Annotated in this window: 14 protein-coding genes; 7 read left to right on the plus strand and 7 right to left on the minus strand. The window is 67.8% G+C overall.

Annotated elements, in window-relative coordinates; all coding sequences use genetic code 11:
* Complete coding sequence (locus LU671_RS07480; protein WP_203646864.1) at positions 1 to 651, minus strand: GNAT family N-acetyltransferase; 651 nt, start codon at positions 649 to 651, stop codon at positions 1 to 3.
* Between the two features lie 163 nt (positions 652 to 814).
* Between LU671_RS07480 and xthA the strand changes: the two genes are divergently transcribed.
* The 5 genes from xthA to LU671_RS07505 all read left to right on the plus strand — a co-directional run bounded on the left by xthA (position 815) and on the right by LU671_RS07505 (position 8,522).
* The gene (gene xthA / locus LU671_RS07485) at positions 815 to 1,627 is read left to right on the plus strand and encodes an exodeoxyribonuclease III (protein WP_232855224.1); all 813 of its coding nucleotides are present in this window, start codon (positions 815 to 817) and stop codon (positions 1,625 to 1,627) included.
* A gap of 410 nt (positions 1,628 to 2,037) precedes the next feature.
* Positions 2,038 to 2,916 (plus strand): formylglycine-generating enzyme family protein, encoded by an 879-nt coding sequence (locus tag LU671_RS07490; RefSeq protein WP_232855225.1) that lies wholly within the window; start codon positions 2,038 to 2,040, stop codon positions 2,914 to 2,916.
* Positions 2,917 to 3,046: 130 nt separating this feature from the next.
* Complete coding sequence (locus LU671_RS07495) at positions 3,047 to 4,711, plus strand: cyclic peptide export ABC transporter (protein WP_203646866.1); 1,665 nt, start codon at positions 3,047 to 3,049, stop codon at positions 4,709 to 4,711.
* Positions 4,712 to 4,941: 230 nt separating this feature from the next.
* Positions 4,942 to 7,386: a TonB-dependent siderophore receptor gene (locus LU671_RS07500; protein WP_050705626.1), complete on the plus strand. Its 2,445-nt coding sequence runs from the start codon at positions 4,942 to 4,944 to the stop codon at positions 7,384 to 7,386.
* Positions 7,387 to 7,514: 128 nt separating this feature from the next.
* Positions 7,515 to 8,522 (plus strand): GlxA family transcriptional regulator, encoded by a 1,008-nt coding sequence (locus LU671_RS07505; RefSeq protein WP_232855227.1) that lies wholly within the window; start codon positions 7,515 to 7,517, stop codon positions 8,520 to 8,522.
* A gap of 109 nt (positions 8,523 to 8,631) precedes the next feature.
* On the opposite strand, the gene LU671_RS07510 is transcribed toward LU671_RS07505, so the two are convergent.
* Together LU671_RS07510 and LU671_RS07515 are read right to left on the minus strand one after the other, a co-directional pair.
* Positions 8,632 to 9,147: a thioredoxin family protein gene (locus LU671_RS07510; RefSeq protein ID WP_442964123.1), complete on the minus strand. Its 516-nt coding sequence runs from the start codon at positions 9,145 to 9,147 to the stop codon at positions 8,632 to 8,634.
* Positions 9,148 to 9,166: 19 nt separating this feature from the next.
* Entirely contained in the window at positions 9,167 to 9,442 is a 276-nt protein-coding gene (locus LU671_RS07515) for a DUF2790 domain-containing protein (protein ID WP_203646871.1), read from the minus strand.
* A gap of 219 nt (positions 9,443 to 9,661) precedes the next feature.
* On the opposite strand from LU671_RS07515, the gene LU671_RS07520 reads away from it, so the two are divergent.
* Positions 9,662 to 10,402 (plus strand): response regulator, encoded by a 741-nt coding sequence (locus tag LU671_RS07520; protein WP_050705623.1) that lies wholly within the window; start codon positions 9,662 to 9,664, stop codon positions 10,400 to 10,402.
* Entirely contained in the window at positions 10,399 to 11,685 is a 1,287-nt protein-coding gene (locus LU671_RS07525) for a sensor histidine kinase (RefSeq protein ID WP_186733277.1), read from the plus strand. Before LU671_RS07520 ends, LU671_RS07525 begins: the two co-directional genes overlap by 4 nt.
* A gap of 16 nt (positions 11,686 to 11,701) precedes the next feature.
* Here LU671_RS07525 and LU671_RS07530 read toward each other — a convergent pair whose 3' ends face one another.
* Genes LU671_RS07530 through lexA form a run of 4 tightly spaced genes read right to left on the minus strand, consistent with a single transcriptional unit; the run spans position 11,702 to position 17,435 of the window.
* Entirely contained in the window at positions 11,702 to 14,776 is a 3,075-nt protein-coding gene (locus LU671_RS07530) for an error-prone DNA polymerase (RefSeq protein WP_232855230.1), read from the minus strand.
* Positions 14,773 to 16,191: a Y-family DNA polymerase gene (locus tag LU671_RS07535; protein WP_232855232.1), complete on the minus strand. Its 1,419-nt coding sequence runs from the start codon at positions 16,189 to 16,191 to the stop codon at positions 14,773 to 14,775. The genes LU671_RS07530 and LU671_RS07535 overlap by 4 nt, the downstream gene beginning before the upstream one ends.
* Positions 16,192 to 16,197: 6 nt before the next feature.
* Positions 16,198 to 16,818, minus strand: a complete 621-nt coding sequence (gene imuA / locus LU671_RS07540; RefSeq protein WP_232855234.1) for a translesion DNA synthesis-associated protein ImuA — start codon at positions 16,816 to 16,818, stop codon at positions 16,198 to 16,200.
* Complete coding sequence (gene lexA, locus LU671_RS07545; RefSeq protein ID WP_232855242.1) at positions 16,818 to 17,435, minus strand: transcriptional repressor LexA; 618 nt, start codon at positions 17,433 to 17,435, stop codon at positions 16,818 to 16,820. The genes imuA and lexA overlap by 1 nt, the downstream gene beginning before the upstream one ends.
* Between the last annotated feature and the right edge of the window lie 3 nt (positions 17,436 to 17,438).

A 17,438-nucleotide genomic window follows, 5' to 3' on the forward strand; every position in this document is an offset into this window, starting at 1 on the left:
TCACAGGTTCGCCACCCTGGATGAACGGGGATTGGGGTGGAAGAACACCCGCTCCCTGATCGGTCCCACCGCGATCTCGCCGATTTCTTCATAACCCTGGCGTTGGTAGAACGCCAGGTAGTGCGCATTGCCGGTATCCAGCACCACGCCCTCGGTGTTGGCGTCCTCCGCGCACCAGTCGTGCACGGCCTGCAGCAGTTGCTCCCCATAGTGCTGGCCCTGGAACTGCGGGTGCACGCCCAGCAGCGGCAGGACGTGGACATTGTCGCCCGGCAGGCAGCCGGCCAGCGCGGCCTGGTAGTCCAGGTAGCGCCGGGTACAGCGCAGGCCGGTGCCGAGGATCATGCGCAGGCGCCAGGCCCAGCTGTCGGCCACGCCCAGGCGCCGCTGCGGCGGCACGATCAGCGCCAGGCCGACCAGGCGGTCCTCCAGCAGCAGGCCGATCGCCGGCAACTGCAGATAGAAGTGCTGGCGCACCCATTCGCGCACCATCACCCGCAGGCGACGCTCGTAGCCGGGGCGCTGGCCCTCGAACAGCCAGGCGAAGGTCGGCTCGTGGCGATAGGCATGGTAAAGCAGCGAACGCGCCTCACGGGCGTAGCCGGCGTCGAGCAGACAGGTGCGGGCCGGGGCGGCGATGACGTCGGGCATTGCGGGCAGTCCTCCTGGAATGGGCTTACAGTGCCTTGGAGCCAGATTCCGGCGCTGGGTTCACCTCCTCCAGCACGTTAGCAGTGCCCGCCGCGCGGCGCCATGCTGGCCGTGGCCGGCGATGTCGGCTAGCATCCGTGGCTTTTACCAGGATCATCTTTCCATGAAGATCGTCTCGTTCAACATCAATGGCCTGCGCGCCCGTCCGCACCAGCTGGCGGCGCTGATCGACAAACACCAGCCGGACGTGATCGGCCTGCAGGAAACCAAGGTCAGCGACGATCAGTTCCCGTTGGCCGACGTCGAGGCGCTCGGCTACCACGTGCACTACCACGGCCAGAAGGGCCACTACGGGGTCGCCCTGCTCTCGCGCCAGGCGCCGCTGTCGTTGTTCAAAGGCTTTGCCAGCGATGAAGAGGACGCCCAGCGTCGTTTCATCTGGGGCACCTTCGCCGATGCCGACGGCACGCCGATCACCGTGATGAACGGTTACTTCCCCCAGGGCGAGAGCCGCGACCACCCCACCAAGTTCCCGGCCAAGCAGCGCTTCTACAGCGACCTGCAGGCCCTGCTCGAAGGGCAGTTCAAGAATGACCAGCCCGTCGTGGTGATGGGTGACCTGAACATCTCGCCCCAGGACTGCGACATCGGCATCGGCGCGGACAACGCCAAGCGCTGGCTGAAGACCGGCAAGTGCAGCTTCCTGCCCGAGGAGCGCGAGTGGATGGAGCGGCTCAAGGGCTGGGGCCTGGTCGACAGCTTCCGTCACCTGCACCCGGAGGTGGCCGACCGCTTCAGCTGGTTCGACTACCGCAGCCGCGGCTTCGAGGACGAGCCCAAGCGCGGCCTGCGCATCGACCTGATCATGGCCTCCCAGGGCTTGCTGCCACGGGTCAAGGCCGCCGGGGTCGACTATGAGCTGCGGGGGATGGAGAAGCCTTCGGACCATGCGCCGATCTGGCTTGAGTTGGGTTGAGTTGAGGCGCTAGCGCTTGACTGTAGCCTTGCAGCGCTCTCGAGATCGAGCGCCGCCCGCGCGGCGCAAGGCCGCTCCTACATCTGTTTCGGGCCAGTCAATCCTGTGCCATTACCTGGTCCGCCTTGTTGGTCCGACGCGGTTCCAGCGTGGGCACCGCTGCCGCTTCACCTGCCTCAAGGCATGCACCAAGGCGGGCGCCGCCTCACTCTCAGGCATAACTGGCCCGAAACAGATGTAGGAGCGGCCTTGCGCCGCGATGCGCCGCGCGGGCGGCGCTCGATCTGATAGGCGCCACACCTCTCCCGCCAAACACTTGTTACAACCCACCCTTAAACATCGCCTCGTTCATTTCGTTCATCAGCACGAACTCCCGCTGTCTGCCCAGCAACCCTGAACAAGGCTTCCCCATGACCGCACCCCTGAACCGCCTCACCCTGGCCGCCCTGCTGGTCGCCTGCAGCCTGCCGGCCCTGGCCGCGGCGCCCGCGCACAAACCCGGCACGGTGTTCCGCGACTGCGCCAAGACCTGCCCGGAAATGGTGGTGCTGCCCGCTGGCAGCTTCATGATGGGTACCCCGAATGACGAAAAAGGTCGGCAAGACGACGAGGGCCCGCTGCACGAAGTGACGTTCAAGAAAGCCTTTGCCGTCAGCCAATACCAGATCACCAACGGCGAATGGAAAGCCTACCTCAAGGCCAGCGGTTACAAGGTCCCCAACGGCGACACCCGCCCGGGCCGCGAATGCATCGCGGGCGTGCCGCGCTACCAGCAGGGTGACCGCCAACCCGCCGTGTGCCTGAACTTCCACGAGGCCGAGGCCTACGCCTCGTGGCTGTCGAAGAAGACCGGCAAGGTCTACAAGGTGCTCAGCGAATCCCAGCGCGAATACGCCGTGCGCGGCGGCAGCACCGGGCCGTTCCCCTTCCCCCTCGATGACAACGACGAGCAGAAGTACCAGATCTCCAAGCACGCCAACACCTACGGCCCCACGGACGGCTTCTCCTTCACCTCGCCCGTCGGCAGCTTCCCACCCAACGCCTTCGGCGTCTACGACGGCCACGGCAACGTCTACGAGTGGACCCGCGACTGCTACGTCGACAGCTACGCCACCGCCCCCACCGATGGCAGCCCGCAGACCAACAGCAGCGAATGCGAGGACCGCCGGGTGATCCGCGGCAACGACTACACCGAGGCGCCGATCTTCTCCCGCTCGGGCAACCGCAACGAACGCAGCTCCACCCTGCGCGGCGACTGGATCGGCTTCCGTGTCGCCCGCGAGCTCTAAGCCCTCCCCACTTCCGGCGCCCCTGGCGCCGGATCCGCCTCGCCACTAAATCCGCGCAAAACCCTCTCGTCTACCAAGATCAGGGCCTGGTCCGCCGCCCTGCGCCAACGAATACTCACGAGATGACTCCATGACGTCCAAGACCCCCAGCCTCGCCCAGGAAACCCTGCGGATACTCAAGCCGTTCTGGATGCTGGTCGCGCTTTCGGCGGCCCTCGGCGTGGTCAGCGGCCTGAGCGTCACCGCCCTGCTGGCCACCATCAACAGCGCGATGAACGCCGTGGGCGGGCCGGACACCCGCACCGCCCTGCTGTTCGGTGGCCTGTGCCTGCTGACCCTGGCCTGCTCCACCGGCTCGAACCTGCTGACCAACTACGTCGGGCAGAAGGTGGTGGCGCGCCTGCGCCGCGAACTGGCCGCCAAGGTGCTGGTGGCGCCGATCGCACAACTGGAGCGCTACCGCGCCCACCGCCTGATCCCGGTGCTGCTCAATGACGTCAGCACCATCAGCGCCTTCGCCCTGTCAGTGGCGCCGATGGTCATCGCCTTCACCGTCACCCTCGGCTGCCTGTCCTACCTGGCGCTGCTGTCCTGGCAGATCCTGCTGGTCACCGTGCTGACCGTGGTGGTCGGCACCGGCGCGCAGTTCCTCGCCCATCGCCACGGCATGAAGAACATCCTTACCGCGCGCAACAACGAGGACGAGCTGCAGAAGCACTACCAGGCCCTTTCCGGCGGCGCCAAGGAGCTGCGCATCCAGCGCCAGCGCCGCCAGCATATGCACGACCAGCTGATCCACGGCGCCACCGAACGCATCTGCAAGGCCAACATCCGCGCGGCGAACATCTTCGTCAGCGCCGAGACCTTCGGCTCGATGCTGTTCTTCGCGGTGATCGGCATCGCCATCGCCTTCCAGGCCCTGTGGCCGAGCACCGACAAGACCGTGCTGGGTGGTTTCGTGCTGGTGATGCTGTACATGAAGGGGCCGCTGGAACAGCTGATCACCAACCTGCCGAGCATCAGCCGGGCACAGATCGCCCTGCGCCGGATCGCCGAACTGTCCCAGCGTTTCTCCTCGCCCGAACCGCACCTGCTGGTCAGCGACCGCGCGCCACAGGTGACAGAGGTCGCCTCCATCGAACTGCGCCAGCTGCGCTATGACTATCCCCAGGTCGAAGGCAGCCAGCCGTTCCACCTGGGCCCGGTGGACCTGACCATCCGCCAGGGCGACATCGTCTTCATCGTCGGCGAGAACGGCTGCGGCAAGACCACCCTGATCAAGCTGCTGCTGGGCCTGTACACCCCGCAACAGGGCGAGGTCCGCCTCAACGGCGAGACAGTTACCCCGCAGCGCCTGGACGACTACCGCCAGCTGTTCACCACCATCTTCGCCGACTATTACCTGTTCGACGAACCGCTGCCGGGCCTCGCCGAGCTGCCGCCGGAGGCCGCCAAGTACCTCGAGCGCCTGGACATCGCCCACAAGGTCGGGATCCGCGACGGCAGCTTCACCACCACCGACCTGTCCACCGGCCAGCGCAAACGCCTGGCGCTGATCAATGCCTGGCTCGACCAGCGCCCGGTGCTGGTGTTCGACGAGTGGGCCGCCGACCAGGACCCGGCCTTCCGCCGGGTGTTCTACACCGAGCTGCTGCCGGAGCTGAAGCAGCAGGGCAAGACCATCATCGTCATCTCCCACGACGACCGCTACTTCCCGGTGGCCGACCAGCTGGTGCGCATGCACAGCGGCAAGATCCTGGTCGAACGCAACCAGGAACCGGCCCTGCCCGCCTGACCCCTCCGCCACGGGCGGTGGCCCTGTCACCGCCCGCGCCGCTTAAATTCCCCGCCGCACCGCTCGTTCCCCTATTGCCGCACGCTGAATCAACCCTGCCTACAGGGAAGTCGCAGGTCACGCCTCTACCAACCGCAATAATTATTTTTCCGGTTTTGGCATTCGCATGCGTCCTACTCGCAACGGAATAATTTTCATTTACTTTGCGTACCTTGAGCCAGAGCATAAAAATGCCAATACCAGCCAACACCCTGACCCCTTTGAGCAAAGCGCTGATGCTGCGCCGGATGCTGCGCTCCTCGCCGGCCATGGCAACCCTCGGCCTCGCCCTGTCCCTGCCGCTGGCCGCCCAGGTGCAGGCCCAGGAGCAGGACTTCGACATCCCGGCCCAGTCGCTGGCCAGCGCCCTGCAAGAGCTGGGTCGCCAGGGCAACCTGCAGGTGCTGTTCAGCCCGGAAACCGTCCAGGGCCTGCGCAGCAGCCCGGTCAAGGGCCGCTTCTCGCCAACCCAGGCAGCTGGGGAGCTGCTCAGGAACAGCGGGATTCGCTACAGCGTGCAGGACAACACCCTGATCATCAGCGGCGCGGCAGAGTCCGGTTCGGCCATGACCCTGGACGCCACCACCATCAACGGCCAGGTGCTCGGCGCCACCACCGAGGGCAGCAACTCCTACACCACCGGTGCGGTGACCATCGGCAAGACCGCGCAATCGCTGCGTGAAACCCCGCAGTCGGTGACCGTGGTCACCCGCAAGCTGATGGACGACAAGAACCTGGTCTCGCTGGACCAGGTGATGGCCCAGACCACCGGTATCACCCGCGCCAACCGCGGCTACGGCAACCACCACTTCAGCTCCCGTGGCTTCGACCTTACCGACGAAAGCTACATGGTCGACGGCGTGCCCGGGCAGGCCTACGCCTACACCGGCTGGATGACCCCGGACATGGCGATCTTCGACCGCGTCGAAGTGCTGCGCGGTGCTTCCGGCCTGCTGGTCGGCGCCGGCAACCCGGGCGGCGCGGTGAACCTGGTGCGCAAGCGCCCGACCGCCGACCCGCGCTTCACCGTGATCACCCGCGCCGGTTCCTGGGACAACTATCGCCTGGACCTGGATGCCAGTGGCCGCCTCAACCCCCAGGGCACCCTGCGCGGGCGCATGGTCGCCTCCTATGAGGACCGCGGCTACTTCACCGACGTCACCAAGTCCAAGCGGCCACTGCTGTACGGGATCGTCGAGGCCGACCTGAACGACGCCACCACCGTCGCCCTGGGCCTGCGCCGCCAGACCTCGCGCATCGACGGCTACAGCGTGCTGGGCATCCCCAACAACCCCGATGGCAGCAACCCGCACCTGAAGCGCTCGACCTACCTGGGCCAGGACTGGACCAAGCTGCAGACCGACATGGACGAGGTGTTTGCCGACCTCACCCACCGTTTCAACGACAACTGGACCGCCAAGCTGGCGCTGTCCCATTCCGAGGGTGGCTACAACCGCAGCGCCATCGAGTGGGGCGCGCGGGAAACCCTGGAGTACAACGCTCCCGGCGGTCCGACGGTCAACACCGTCAGCTATCACAAGTTCGATGTGACCTCCAATGCCGTCGACGGCCACCTGGACGGCACCTTCGAGGCCTTCGGCCTGACCCACCAGTTGACCCTCGGCGCCAACTGGTCCAAGCGCAAGATGAACGACAAGGACAACACCATCGCGCTACCGAGCCCTATCCCGCTCAATGTGTTTGATCCCGACCACAGCAATATCCCCGAGCTGCAGCGTAACGGCTGGAAGTCCATGGACGACACCATCGACACCCGCTACGGCACTTACCTGAGCGCCCGCCTGCACGCGACCGAAGACCTGAGTTTCGTCCTCGGTGGCCGCCTGAGCTGGTACAAGAACGAAGCCTGGAACGGCCCAAAGGTGACGACCAGTCGCCAGGATGAAGAGTTCACGCCCTTCGTCGGTGCGATCTACGACCTGAACGACCAGTGGTCGTGGTACGCCAGCTACGCCGACATCTTCCTGCCGCAGTCCAACTACCGTACCGTCAGCGGCAGCGTGCTGGACCCATCCGTCGGCTCGAACTACGAGACCGGTATCAAGGGTGAGCTGTTCGACAAGCGCCTGAACGTGTCCTTCGCCGTGTTCTACATCGAGCAGGAAGACGTAGCCCTGCAGGATACGGCCAACCGCGGCAAGTGCCCGACCGACCCGGCCGGCCGCTGCTGGACCAACGGCGATGGCATCAACCGCAGCAAGGGCTTCGAAGCCGAGGCCACCGGCGAACTGCTGCCGGGCCTGCAGGTCGCGGCCGGCTATACCTACAACACCACCAGTTCGTCCGAGGGCGGCCCGATCTCGGCGCAGACCCCGAAACACATGGTGCGCGTGAACACCAACTACACCTTCCCGGGTGAATGGAACCGCCTGAGCGTCGGCGGTGGCGTCTCGGCGCAGAACTCCTACGTCGATGCCTACAACGAGGCGTACAACAGCGGCCGTGCGATCTTCGACGCCCGCGCCGCCTACAAGCTCGACGAACACTGGACCGTCGGCGTCGACGTCGAGAACCTGTTCGACCGCAAGTACTTCGACTCCATGGGCTACTGGACCCGCGGCACCACCTACGGCACCCCGCGCAGCTACATGTTCACCCTGCGCGGCGACTTCTAAGCCCAGTTGCATGACCGGCGCCCCCTCTCGAGGGGGCGCTGTGCTTTCAGCGCCAGCGAGCGCCGCTGTTGTCTTTCCCCGCGTCCCGCCGCACACTCGTGCGCGCCAGCCAGGAAGCGGAGTCCGCAGTGCCCACGCCACGCCAGTTCAGCAAGAAGACCAGCACCAGCAACATGCTGCGGCTCAAGTCCGGCGATGCCGGCAACCAGCGCCCCTACCGCGTCGACTTCGTCCTGCTCGAGCATTTCTCCATGGCCAGCTTCACCGTGGCGATGGACGTGCTGGTCACCGCCAACCTGCTGCGTGCCGACAGTTTCACCTCCACCCCGCTGTCCCTGGCGGGCGATCGCGTGCTCAGCGACCTGGGCCTGGAACTGGTGGCCAGTCCGCTGGCGCCGCGCAGCCTGCAGGACCTCGACCTGCTGGTGATCTGCGGCGGCCTGCGCACACCCTTGAAATACCCCGACCTCGACCGCCTGCTGGGCGATTGCGCCAGCCACGGCATGACCCTCGGCGGGCTGTGGAACGGCGCCTGGTTCCTCGGCCGCGCCGGGGTGCTCGACGACTATGGTTGCAGCGTGCACCCCGAGCAGCGCGCCAGCCTGGCCGAGATCAGCCCGCAGACACGCATCACCCCGGCCAGCTTCACCCTCGACCGCGACCGCCTGAGCGCCGCCAGCCCCAACGGCGCCATGGAGCTGATGCTCGGGCTGGTGAGGCGGCTGTACGGCGATGCCCTGGCCGAAGGCGTCGAGGAGATCCTGTCGTTCTCCGGGGCGCGCTATCGCCAGGTCGGGCCAGGGGCGAAGAAGTCCATGAGCCTGCACCTGCGCACCATCGTCGAGCTGATGGAGAACAACCTCGAGGAGACCCTGAGCCTCGACCAGCTGGCCACCTACTCCGGGCGTTCCCGGCGGCAGATCGACCGCCTGTTCCAGGCCCAGCTGGGCACCTCGCCCCGGCGTTACTACATGGAACTGCGCATCACCAAGAGCCGGCGCCTGCTGCAGTATTCGGACCTGTCGGTGATGGAGGTGGCGGTGGCCTGCGGGTTCGTCTCGGTATCGCACTTCAGCAAGTGCTATGCGGCGTATTTCGGCTATCCGCCGTCACGCGAGCAGCGGCTAGGGGAATGATGTTGCCTGGGCCGGCCCTATCGCGGGGCAAGCCCGCTCCCACGACCGCCGTCCAGCAATCTGCGTGGGAGCGGGCTTGCCCCGCGATAGGGCCAGAGCGGACAACGGATCAACCCGGCTCATTCAACAACGCCTGAATCACCCGCTCCTGCCCCGCATAATCCCCCTCGCCAAAGTGCACATGGCGCACCTGCCCCTTGCGATCGACAAAGTAATGCGCCGGCCAGAACTGGTTGCCCCAGGCGTTCCAGATCCGGTAGCCATTGTCCACCGCCACCGGGTAGGCGATGCCCAGTTGCTGCACCTGGGCCCGGACATTGTCCAGGTCGTGCTCGTAGTCGTACTCCGGCGTATGCACCCCGACCACCACCAGCCCCTGCTCGCCGTAGCGCCGCGCCCAATCATTGACATGGGGCAGGCTGCGCCGGCAGTTGATGCAGTCGTAGGTCCAGAAGTCCACCAGCACCACCTTGCCCTTGAGCGCGGAGCCATCCAGCGGCGGCGAGTTGAGCCACTGCTCGGCCCCCGCCAGCGACGGCATGGGGCCGTAGCTGTCCCTGGCCAGCAGGTGGCCGGCCAGGCCCAGCCCGAGCAGGGCCAGGGCCACGCCGCCGGCCTTGAGCAGGCGGCGCTTGCCGCGCGCCTCAGTTGTCATGGCAGCCACTGGTGGCGTATGAGCGGTACTCGACACTCTGCGGCTTGCCCTGGGAGTCGAGGTAGTCCATGCGAGTCTTCACCGGCCCGCAGGTGGTGCCTGGCTCATCCTTCACCGACAGCACTTTCTTCACATCCAGCCGGTCGCCGTAGCGGTATTGCATCACGCTGGCGTCGTTCAGCGAGCTGCTGCTGGCCTGGGCCGTCAGGGCGCCGAGGCCGAGGACGGCAAACAGGGCGGCGCTGGCGAGGGTCTTGAGGTTCATGGCGTGTCTCCTTGTGCGGATTCTGGTTTGGGAAGGCTTTACTCCCCGGTCGAGAGCCATTTCACGCCTGCCAGGTATCGCGCATGTGTCCAGCCAGGGGCCGCCGTGCTTCTTCCTGTATCTGTGCCGCCAGCAGATACACTGCAATACAAACCCGGGCAGGCAAGCTCGAACCCGCTCGGTACACTGCGCCCATTCCCCACGTACAAGGACACCCCGATGGAACACGCCGATCACATCCTGATCGTCGACGACGACCGCGAGATCCGCGAACTGGTCGGCAACTACCTGAAGAAGAACGGCCTGCGCACCAGCATCGTCGCCGATGGCCGGCAGATGCGCGCCTTCCTGGAAAACAACGCCGTCGACCTGATCGTCCTCGACATCATGATGCCCGGCGACGACGGCCTGCTGCTGTGCCGCGAACTGCGCGCCGGCAAGCACCGCAACACGCCGGTGCTGATGCTCACCGCGCGCAACGACGAGACCGACCGCATCATCGGCCTGGAGATGGGCGCCGACGACTACCTGACCAAGCCGTTCTCCGCCCGCGAGCTGCTGGCGCGGATCAACGCCGTGCTGCGCCGCACGCGCATGCTGCCGCCGAACCTGACCATCAGCGAGAGCAGCCGGCTGATCGCCTTCGGCCCATGGCGGCTGGACACCACCGCCCGCCACCTACTCGACAACGAAGGTACCCTGGTGGCGCTGTCGGGGGCCGAGTACCGCCTGCTGCGGGTGTTCCTCGACCATCCGCAGCGGGTGCTCAGCCGCGAGCAACTGCTTAACCTCACCCAGGGCCGCGAGGCGGACATCTTCGACCGCTCCATCGACCTGCTGGTCAGCCGCCTGCGCCAGCGCCTGGGCGACGACGCCCGCGAGCCGACCTGCATCAAGACCGTGCGCAGCGAAGGCTACGTGTTCTCGCTACCGGTGCAGTTGCTGGAGTCGCCGGCATGAAATGGCCGCGCACCCTGGCCTCGCGCCTGGCCCTGATCTTCTTCACCGGGCTGGTGCTGGCCTATGGCCTGTCGTTCAGCCTGCAGGCCTACGAACGGTACGTCAGCAGCCGCTCGATGATGCTCAGCAACCTGGAGCTGGATGTCTCAACCTCGGTGGCCATCCTCGACCGCCTGCCCGCCGCCGAGCGCCCGGCCTGGCTGTCGCGCCTGGAACGGCGCACCTACCGCTACCGGCTGGACGGCGGCCTGCCCGGCGAGGCCATGCCCAGCGCCGACCCGCCCATGGCCGCCGAGTCCATCGTCAAGGCCATCGGTGACCGCTACGCCCTGACCTTCCAGGAAATTCCCGGCCCCAACGCGCACTTCCAGGCTCACCTGCGCCTGGCCGACGGCGCGCCGCTGACCATCGACGTCACCCCTGCCCCGGTGCCGGTGGCCACCTGGCTGCCGGTGGTGCTGCTGATCCAGCTGGCGGTGCTGCTGGCCTGCACCTGGCTGGCCGTGCGCCTGGCCATCGGCCCGCTGACCCGCCTGGTCCAGGCGGTGGACAACCTCGACCCGAACAGCCCTGGCCCGCAGCTCGACGAGAGCGGCCCGCGCGAGGTGCGCTACGCCGCCGTGGCCTTCAATGCGCTGCAGGCGCGCATCGGCGCCTACCTCAAGGAGCGCATGCAGCTGCTCGCCGCCATTTCCCACGACCTGCAGACGCCGATCACGCGCATGAAGCTGCGGGTCGAGCAGATGGACGACGGCCAGGAGAAGGACAAGCTGGCGCACGACCTGGACGCCATGGAGCACCTGGTGCGCGAAGGCGTGGCCTATGCCCGCAGCATGGACAGCGGCACCGAGGCGCCATGCCGGGTCAACCTCGACGCCTTCCTCGACTCCCTGGTATTCGACTACCAGGACAGCGGCGCCCGGGTGGACCGCCGCGGCAGCGCCCAGGCGACCCTGCAAACCCGTCCCCATGCCTTGCGCCGGGTGCTGGTGAACCTGGTGGACAATGCCCTCAAGTTCTCCGGCGCCGCGCAGCTGGAGGTGGGCTGCGAGAACGGCGTGACCCTGATCCGCGTGCTCGACGATGGCCCGGGCATCCCCGAGGCGGAACTCGACGACGTGCTCAAGCCGTTCTACCGGGTCGAGGGTTCGCGCAACCGCAGCACCGGCGGTACCGGGCTGGGGCTGGCGATCGCCCAGCAACTGACCCAGGCCATGGGCGGCAGCCTGACCCTGCGCAACCGTGCCGAAGGGGGACTGTGCGCGCAGGTCGAGCTACGCTGAGGTCCAGCATTACCTGTTAGTGAAAATCTCGACTGCGTACATCCAGCCCCTGCAACAAGGGGCTGATGTCCTCCAGTCGTCGGGCGATCAGGTGGCGCACCCCGCTCTCCTGCTCCAGGCGCCCGCTCACCTTGAGCAATTTCGAGCCCACCAGCGCCCGCCGCTGGCGCTCGGCCAGGTCGCGCCAGACCACCACGTTGACCATGCCGTGCTCATCCTCGAGAGTGACGAAGGTCACGCCACTGGCGGTCTGCGGACGCTGCCGGCCGACCACGATGCCGGCCACGGCAATCGTGTCGCCATGCTCGACCCCCGCCAGTTCCGTCGAGCTGCGACAACCCAGCGCCCGCAAGCGAGAACGCAGCAGGGTCAACGGATGCGGACCGAGGGTGGTGCCCAGGCTGTCGTAGTCGGCGGCCAGGTCCTCGGCGACACTCGGCAGCGGCAACGACACCGCCTGCTCGAACACAGGTTCGACCTCGGCAAACAGCGGCAACTGCGCCTGCACCGCCGCCACCTGCCAGCGCGCCTGGTGGCGGTCACCGGCCAGCCCGCGCAACGCTCCGGCATCCGCCAGGCGCGCACGGGCCCGAGCATCGAGCCCGGCGCGCAGGCACAGGTCCTCGACATCGCGCCACGGACGCTGTGCCCGCGCCTGCGCCAGGCGACGGGCATCGTCTTCGCAAAAGCCACGAATCTGGCGCAGCCCCAGGCGGATGGCCAGCGCGCCCTCGCCCACGGCTTCCAGGGTGCAGTCCCAGTCGCTATGGAACACATCCACCGGGCGCACGTCGATCCCTTGGCGGCGGGCCTCCTGCAGCAGCTGGTCGGGGCTGTAGAAGCCCATCGGCCAGCTGTTGACCAGCGCGCAGGTGAAGATCGCCGGCTCATGGCACTTGAGCCAGCTGCTGGCATAGCACAGCAGGGCGAAACTGGCGGCGTGGGACTCGGGGAAGCCGTAGCTGCCGAAACCCTTGATCTGCTCGAAGATGCGCTCGGCGAAGGCCAGTTCGTAGCCATTGCGCAGCATGCCCGCGACCAGCCGCTCGCGGTGCGGCTCCAGCCCGCCATGGCGCTTCCAGGCGGCCATGCTGCGGCGCAGCTGGTCGGCCTCGCCCGGGCTGTAGTCGGCGGCGACCATGGCCAGCTCCATCACCTGCTCCTGGAACAACGGCACGCCCAGGGTGCGCTCGAAGACGGCCTGGAGTTTTTCCGATGGATAGGTGACCGGCTCCTGCTTGAGCCTGCGGCGCAGGTACGGGTGGACCATGTCGCCCTGGATCGGCCCGGGACGGACGATGGCCACCTCGATCACCAGGTCGTAGAACTTCACCGGCTTGAGCCGGGGCAGCATGGCCATCTGCGCCCGCGACTCGATCTGGAACACGCCCATGGTCTCGGCACGGCCGATCATGGCGTAGGTGGCCGGGTCCTCCTTGGGCAGGGTCGCCAGCGTGTACTCGCGCCCCCGGTGCCGGGCGATCAGGTCGAAGCAGCGGCGCAGCGCGCTGAGCATGCCCAGCGCCAGCACATCGACCTTGAGCAGGCCGACCATGTCCAGGTCGTCCTTGTCCCACTGGATCACCGTGCGCTCGGCCATCGCTGCGTTCTCCACCGGCACCAGCCGGTCCAGCGGCTGCTCGCAGATGACGAAGCCACCGGGATGCTGCGACAGGTGCCGGGGAAAGCCGATCAGTTCCCCCGCCAACACCAGGATGCGCCGCAGCGAGGGGCTGTGGGCGTCGAAACCGGCCTCGGCCAGACGCCCGGCATCGGGGATGCGATCGCTCCAGCGCCCGCAGCACTTGGCCAGGGCGTCCACCTGGTCGGCCGGCAAGCCGAGCACCCGGGCTACGTCGCGCACCGCCCCGGCGGCGTGGTAGCTGCTGACCACGGCGGTAAGTGCCGCACGGTGCCGGCCATAGCGGCGGAACACGTACTGGATCACTTCTTCGCGGCGGTCATGCTCGAAGTCCACGTCGATGTCCGGCGGCTCGTTGCGCTCGCGGGAAAGGAAGCGTTCGAACAGCAGGCGGTGTTCCATGGGGTCGAGCTCGGTGATGCCGAGGACGAAGCACACCACCGAGTTGGCCGCCGAACCGCGCCCCTGGCAGAGGATGCGCTGGCGGCGGGCGAAGGCGACGATGTCGTGGACGGTCAGGAAGTAGCTCTCGTAGCCCAGCTCCTCGATCAGTGCCAGCTCCCGCTCCAGCACCGTGCGCACCTTGTCGCTCGGCCCCTGGGGCCAGCGCTCGGGCAGGCCGCGCCGGCACAGTTCACGCAACCAGCTGGCCGGGGTATGCCCTTCGGGCACCAGCTCCCGCGGGTACTGGTACTTCAACTGCGACAGGTCGAAAGTGCAGCGCCCGGCAACCCGGGTGGTCTGCGCGAGCAGATCGGCGGGGTACAGCTCGCGCAGCTGGTCGAGCGAGCGCAGGTGGCGCTCGCCGTTGGCGAACAGGAAGCGCCCCGCCTCGGCGACCGCGCAATGTTCGCGGATGGCGGTCATGCAGTCCTGCAAAGCCCGCCGCCCGCGCACATGCATGTGCACATCACCGCAGGCCACCAGCGGGATATCCAGCCGCGCCCCAAGCGCGCGCAGCTGCGCCAGACGCTGGCAGTCATCGGCCCCGCGGTGCAGGTGCACCGCCAGCCACAGGCGCTCGCCGAACAGCTGCCGCAACCAGGCCCCGGCGCCATCGTCGGGCTCGGCCACCCACAGCGCCAGCAGGCCCTGGTGATGGGCCTCGAGGTCCTCGGCGAGCAACTGGTAGCGGCCCTTCTCCGAACGCCGCCGGGCGCGGGTGATCAGCGCGCAGAGGTTCTGGTAGCCGGCAAGGTCCTCCACCAGCAGGACCAGCTTCGGCCCCTGGTGCACCCGCACCTCGCTGCCGACGATCAGCTTCAGCTGATGCTGCTTCGCTGCCTGCCAGGCCCGGACAATCCCCGCCAGCGTGCATTCGTCGGTGATCGCCAGGGCCTGGTAGCCCTGCTCGCGGGCGCGGCGGAACAGTTCGTCGGCACTGGAGGCGCCGCGCTGGAAGCTGAAATTCGACAGGCAGTGCAGCTCTGCATAATCCGGGCTGTTCATGCGAACCAGCCCTGCAACCACAGCGGCCCGGGGCTCGCCAGGTCACGGAAGGCCCAACCGCGCAGGCCGTCGCGGGTCTCGATGCGGTAGTAGTCACGGCGCACGTCGCCACCGTCCCACCAGCCGGACTCGATGCGCTCGGCCTGCCCCAGCAGTTGCAGGCCGGTCTCGCTCAAGAGCTGGGGTGTGGGCAGCAGCCAACCGGGACGACGACCAGGGGCCATCACCCGTTGGCCCTGGGCGCCCTGCTCCACGCCTTGCCAGGCGCACTCGGGGCGATGGTCGGCTTCGGCGCGCAGGCCCCTGACCGCCTCGTCACCGAGCCGCGCCCGCAGCCGTTCACGCAGCTGCTCCCAGGGCTGGGCCTGCTGTGCACGCGGGTCGAACAGCGCTTGGCGTTGGGGCACGAATGGCGGCAGGTCGGCGGCCAACAGGCGCAGGTTGCGTACCGGCGCCGGGATACGCAGCGGCTCCAGGCGACCACGGGCCAGCTCGAACAGCAGCGAGGCGTCACGCTCGGCGGCCAGCAGGCCGACCTTGAGCACGGTGTCCGCGCCTTCGGCGTGCTCCAGGTGCAGCTCGAAACGCTGCACGCCGCAGTCGCGCCCGGCGAGGAAAGCCGCCAGGTCGCTGATGAGGCGACGCAAGGGGAACAGCAACGCCTGATGCGACTCGACGTCGAAATTCAGCTCCAGCCGCGCCTCGAAACGATCGGGCGGCTGGTAGAAGTCCAGCCCCAGGTTGCGCAGGCCGAACAACTGGTCCAGGTGCAACTGCACCTGGACACTGAAACGCCTGGCCAAGGCATCGCGCGGCAATGCCAGCACCTGCCCGAGCCGCTGCAGGCCCATGCGGGCGAAGGCCTCGGCCGCTTCGGCGGGCAGGCCGACACGCTCGACGGGCATCTCGAGCAAGGCGGCGCGGGTGGCCTGCGGGCAGGTCAGCGCCAGGCCGTCATGGCCATTAGCGAGCATCCTCGCCGCCACCGGATTGCTGGCCACGACAATGCGCTGGCGCAGCCCCAGTGCCGCCAGTTCCTCGCGCAGGCGGGCCTCGAACAGCGGCCAGGGGCCGAACAGCTGCAGGCTGGAGCCCACCTCCAGCAGCAACGCCCGCGGATAGTGCAGGCTGACCTGGGCGCTGAAACGATAGGCCCAGGCAGCCAGCAACTGCTGCAACTGCTCGATGCGCGCCGGTTCGACCTCGACGCAGGTAAATCCGTCGGCCAGGGCACGGGCGGCGGTCAGCGTCTGCCCGGCACGCAGGCCCAGCTCAGCGGCCGCCGGGTTGACCGCCCGCAGTACACGGCGCTGGAGCGGCCCGCCGAGCAGCACCAGCGGTGCCTCGGGGTCGTCGCGTTCGCGCAGGACGGTGTCCAGCGCCAGCTGTGGCAACAAAATGCAGGCCCAGAGCATGGCGCATCACTCCCGTCCCTGGCAGGCGATGGGCGTGGCCGGCGCCAGGCCGCCCCGGCACTTGAGCACGCGCCACTGCGCCGGACGCAGGTCGAGGGCGATGCGCAGGGCGGCGGGTGATGGGTTCAGCGCGGCCTGGTGCGGGCGACAGGCAAACGCCAGCGCGTCGCCGGTCTCCGCGGCCACCTGCAGACGCCGCAGGGCACGGTCGTCGGCGTACCCTGGCCAGCACAGCACGGCGGCGCAACTGCCCGAGCGCAGGCACTGCTCGGCCGCCCACAAGGCATCGGCCGCCTCGGCGTCAACCTGCACCAGCCAGCGCAGGTCGACGCCAGCGGCCTGCCAGGCCGGCGCGTAGGGAATGAACGGCGGCGCCACCAGCACCACCCGCTGCCCCTCCCCGGTCAACCGGGCGAGTGTCGGCCAGAGCAGTTGCAGCTCACCGCAGCCGGGGCTGGCCAGCAGCAGCTCGCTCAGTGCCGCCGCCGGCCAGCCACCTTCCGGCAGACGATGGTCGAGGCTGGCATGCCCGGTGGGTTGCAGGCCCTGCGCACGCGCCTGGGCCTGCCGTCCACGCCATACCTGGCGCTGGTCGAGCAGTCGGTCGAGTTCGACCACGGCGCCCATCAGTCACGCCTCAGCAGGCCGCAGAACACGCCTTCGATGAAGAACTCGCGCCCGGGGCTCACGTCGATGGGGGCATAGGCCGGGTTGCGCGGCAGCAGGCGATAGCCGTCGCGGGTGCGCTGCAGGCGCTTGATGGTCACCTCGCCGTCGAGCCGGGCGACCACGATCTGCCCGTCACGGGCCTCGCCCTGCTGGCGGATGCCGACCAGGTCGCCGTCGAAGATGCCGTCGTCGATCATCGAGTCGCCGCGCACCTTGAGCAGGTAGTCGGGGGTACGTCGGAACAGGCTGGGGTCGAGCAGCAACTGCTCGTGGATATCGAGGTCGGGGCCGATCGGCGCACCGGCGGCGACCTGGCCAAGTACCGGTATCTCGAGGATCTCGGGCCGGCGCAGGGGCTCGGCCAGGCGGATGCCACGCGCCTGGTTGGGCGTGACGTCGATGAACCCGGCCTGGCTCAGGGCGGTGATGTGCTTGCGCGCCACGCTGCGCGAGGCGAAACCGAAGCGCTCGGCGATGTCGGCCAGCGACGGTGGCTGGCCTTGATCGGTGATGCGCTCGCGGATGAACCCGAGGATGGCGCGGCGTTTGGGGGATAAAGTGTCCATGGAGTACATTTG

This window comes from Pseudomonas sp. NMI760_13, assembly GCF_021283245.1.
GTDB classification, from domain to species: domain Bacteria; phylum Pseudomonadota; class Gammaproteobacteria; order Pseudomonadales; family Pseudomonadaceae; genus Aquipseudomonas; species Aquipseudomonas peradeniyensis.

Bases quoted from the DNA above. Each gene is read 5' to 3' on its own strand.
- LU671_RS07515 (WP_203646871.1), bottom strand. From the start codon at position 9,442: ATGAACCTCAAGACCCTCGCCAGCGCCGCCCTGTTTGCCGTCCTCGGC.
- lexA (WP_232855242.1), bottom strand. From the start codon at position 17,435: ATGTACTCCATGGACACTTTATCCCCCAAACGCCGCGCCATCCTCGGG.
- LU671_RS07495 (WP_203646866.1), top strand. From the start codon at position 3,047: ATGACGTCCAAGACCCCCAGCCTCGCCCAGGAAACCCTGCGGATACTC.
- LU671_RS07480 (WP_203646864.1), bottom strand. From the start codon at position 651: ATGCCCGACGTCATCGCCGCCCCGGCCCGCACCTGTCTGCTCGACGCC.
- xthA (WP_232855224.1), top strand. From the start codon at position 815: ATGAAGATCGTCTCGTTCAACATCAATGGCCTGCGCGCCCGTCCGCAC.
- LU671_RS07535 (WP_232855232.1), bottom strand. From the start codon at position 16,191: ATGCTCTGGGCCTGCATTTTGTTGCCACAGCTGGCGCTGGACACCGTC.
- LU671_RS07490 (WP_232855225.1), top strand. From the start codon at position 2,038: ATGACCGCACCCCTGAACCGCCTCACCCTGGCCGCCCTGCTGGTCGCC.
- LU671_RS07500 (WP_050705626.1), top strand. From the start codon at position 4,942: ATGCCAATACCAGCCAACACCCTGACCCCTTTGAGCAAAGCGCTGATG.
- LU671_RS07530 (WP_232855230.1), bottom strand. From the start codon at position 14,776: ATGAACAGCCCGGATTATGCAGAGCTGCACTGCCTGTCGAATTTCAGC.
- imuA (WP_232855234.1), bottom strand. From the start codon at position 16,818: ATGGGCGCCGTGGTCGAACTCGACCGACTGCTCGACCAGCGCCAGGTA.
- LU671_RS07520 (WP_050705623.1), top strand. From the start codon at position 9,662: ATGGAACACGCCGATCACATCCTGATCGTCGACGACGACCGCGAGATC.
- LU671_RS07525 (WP_186733277.1), top strand. From the start codon at position 10,399: ATGAAATGGCCGCGCACCCTGGCCTCGCGCCTGGCCCTGATCTTCTTC.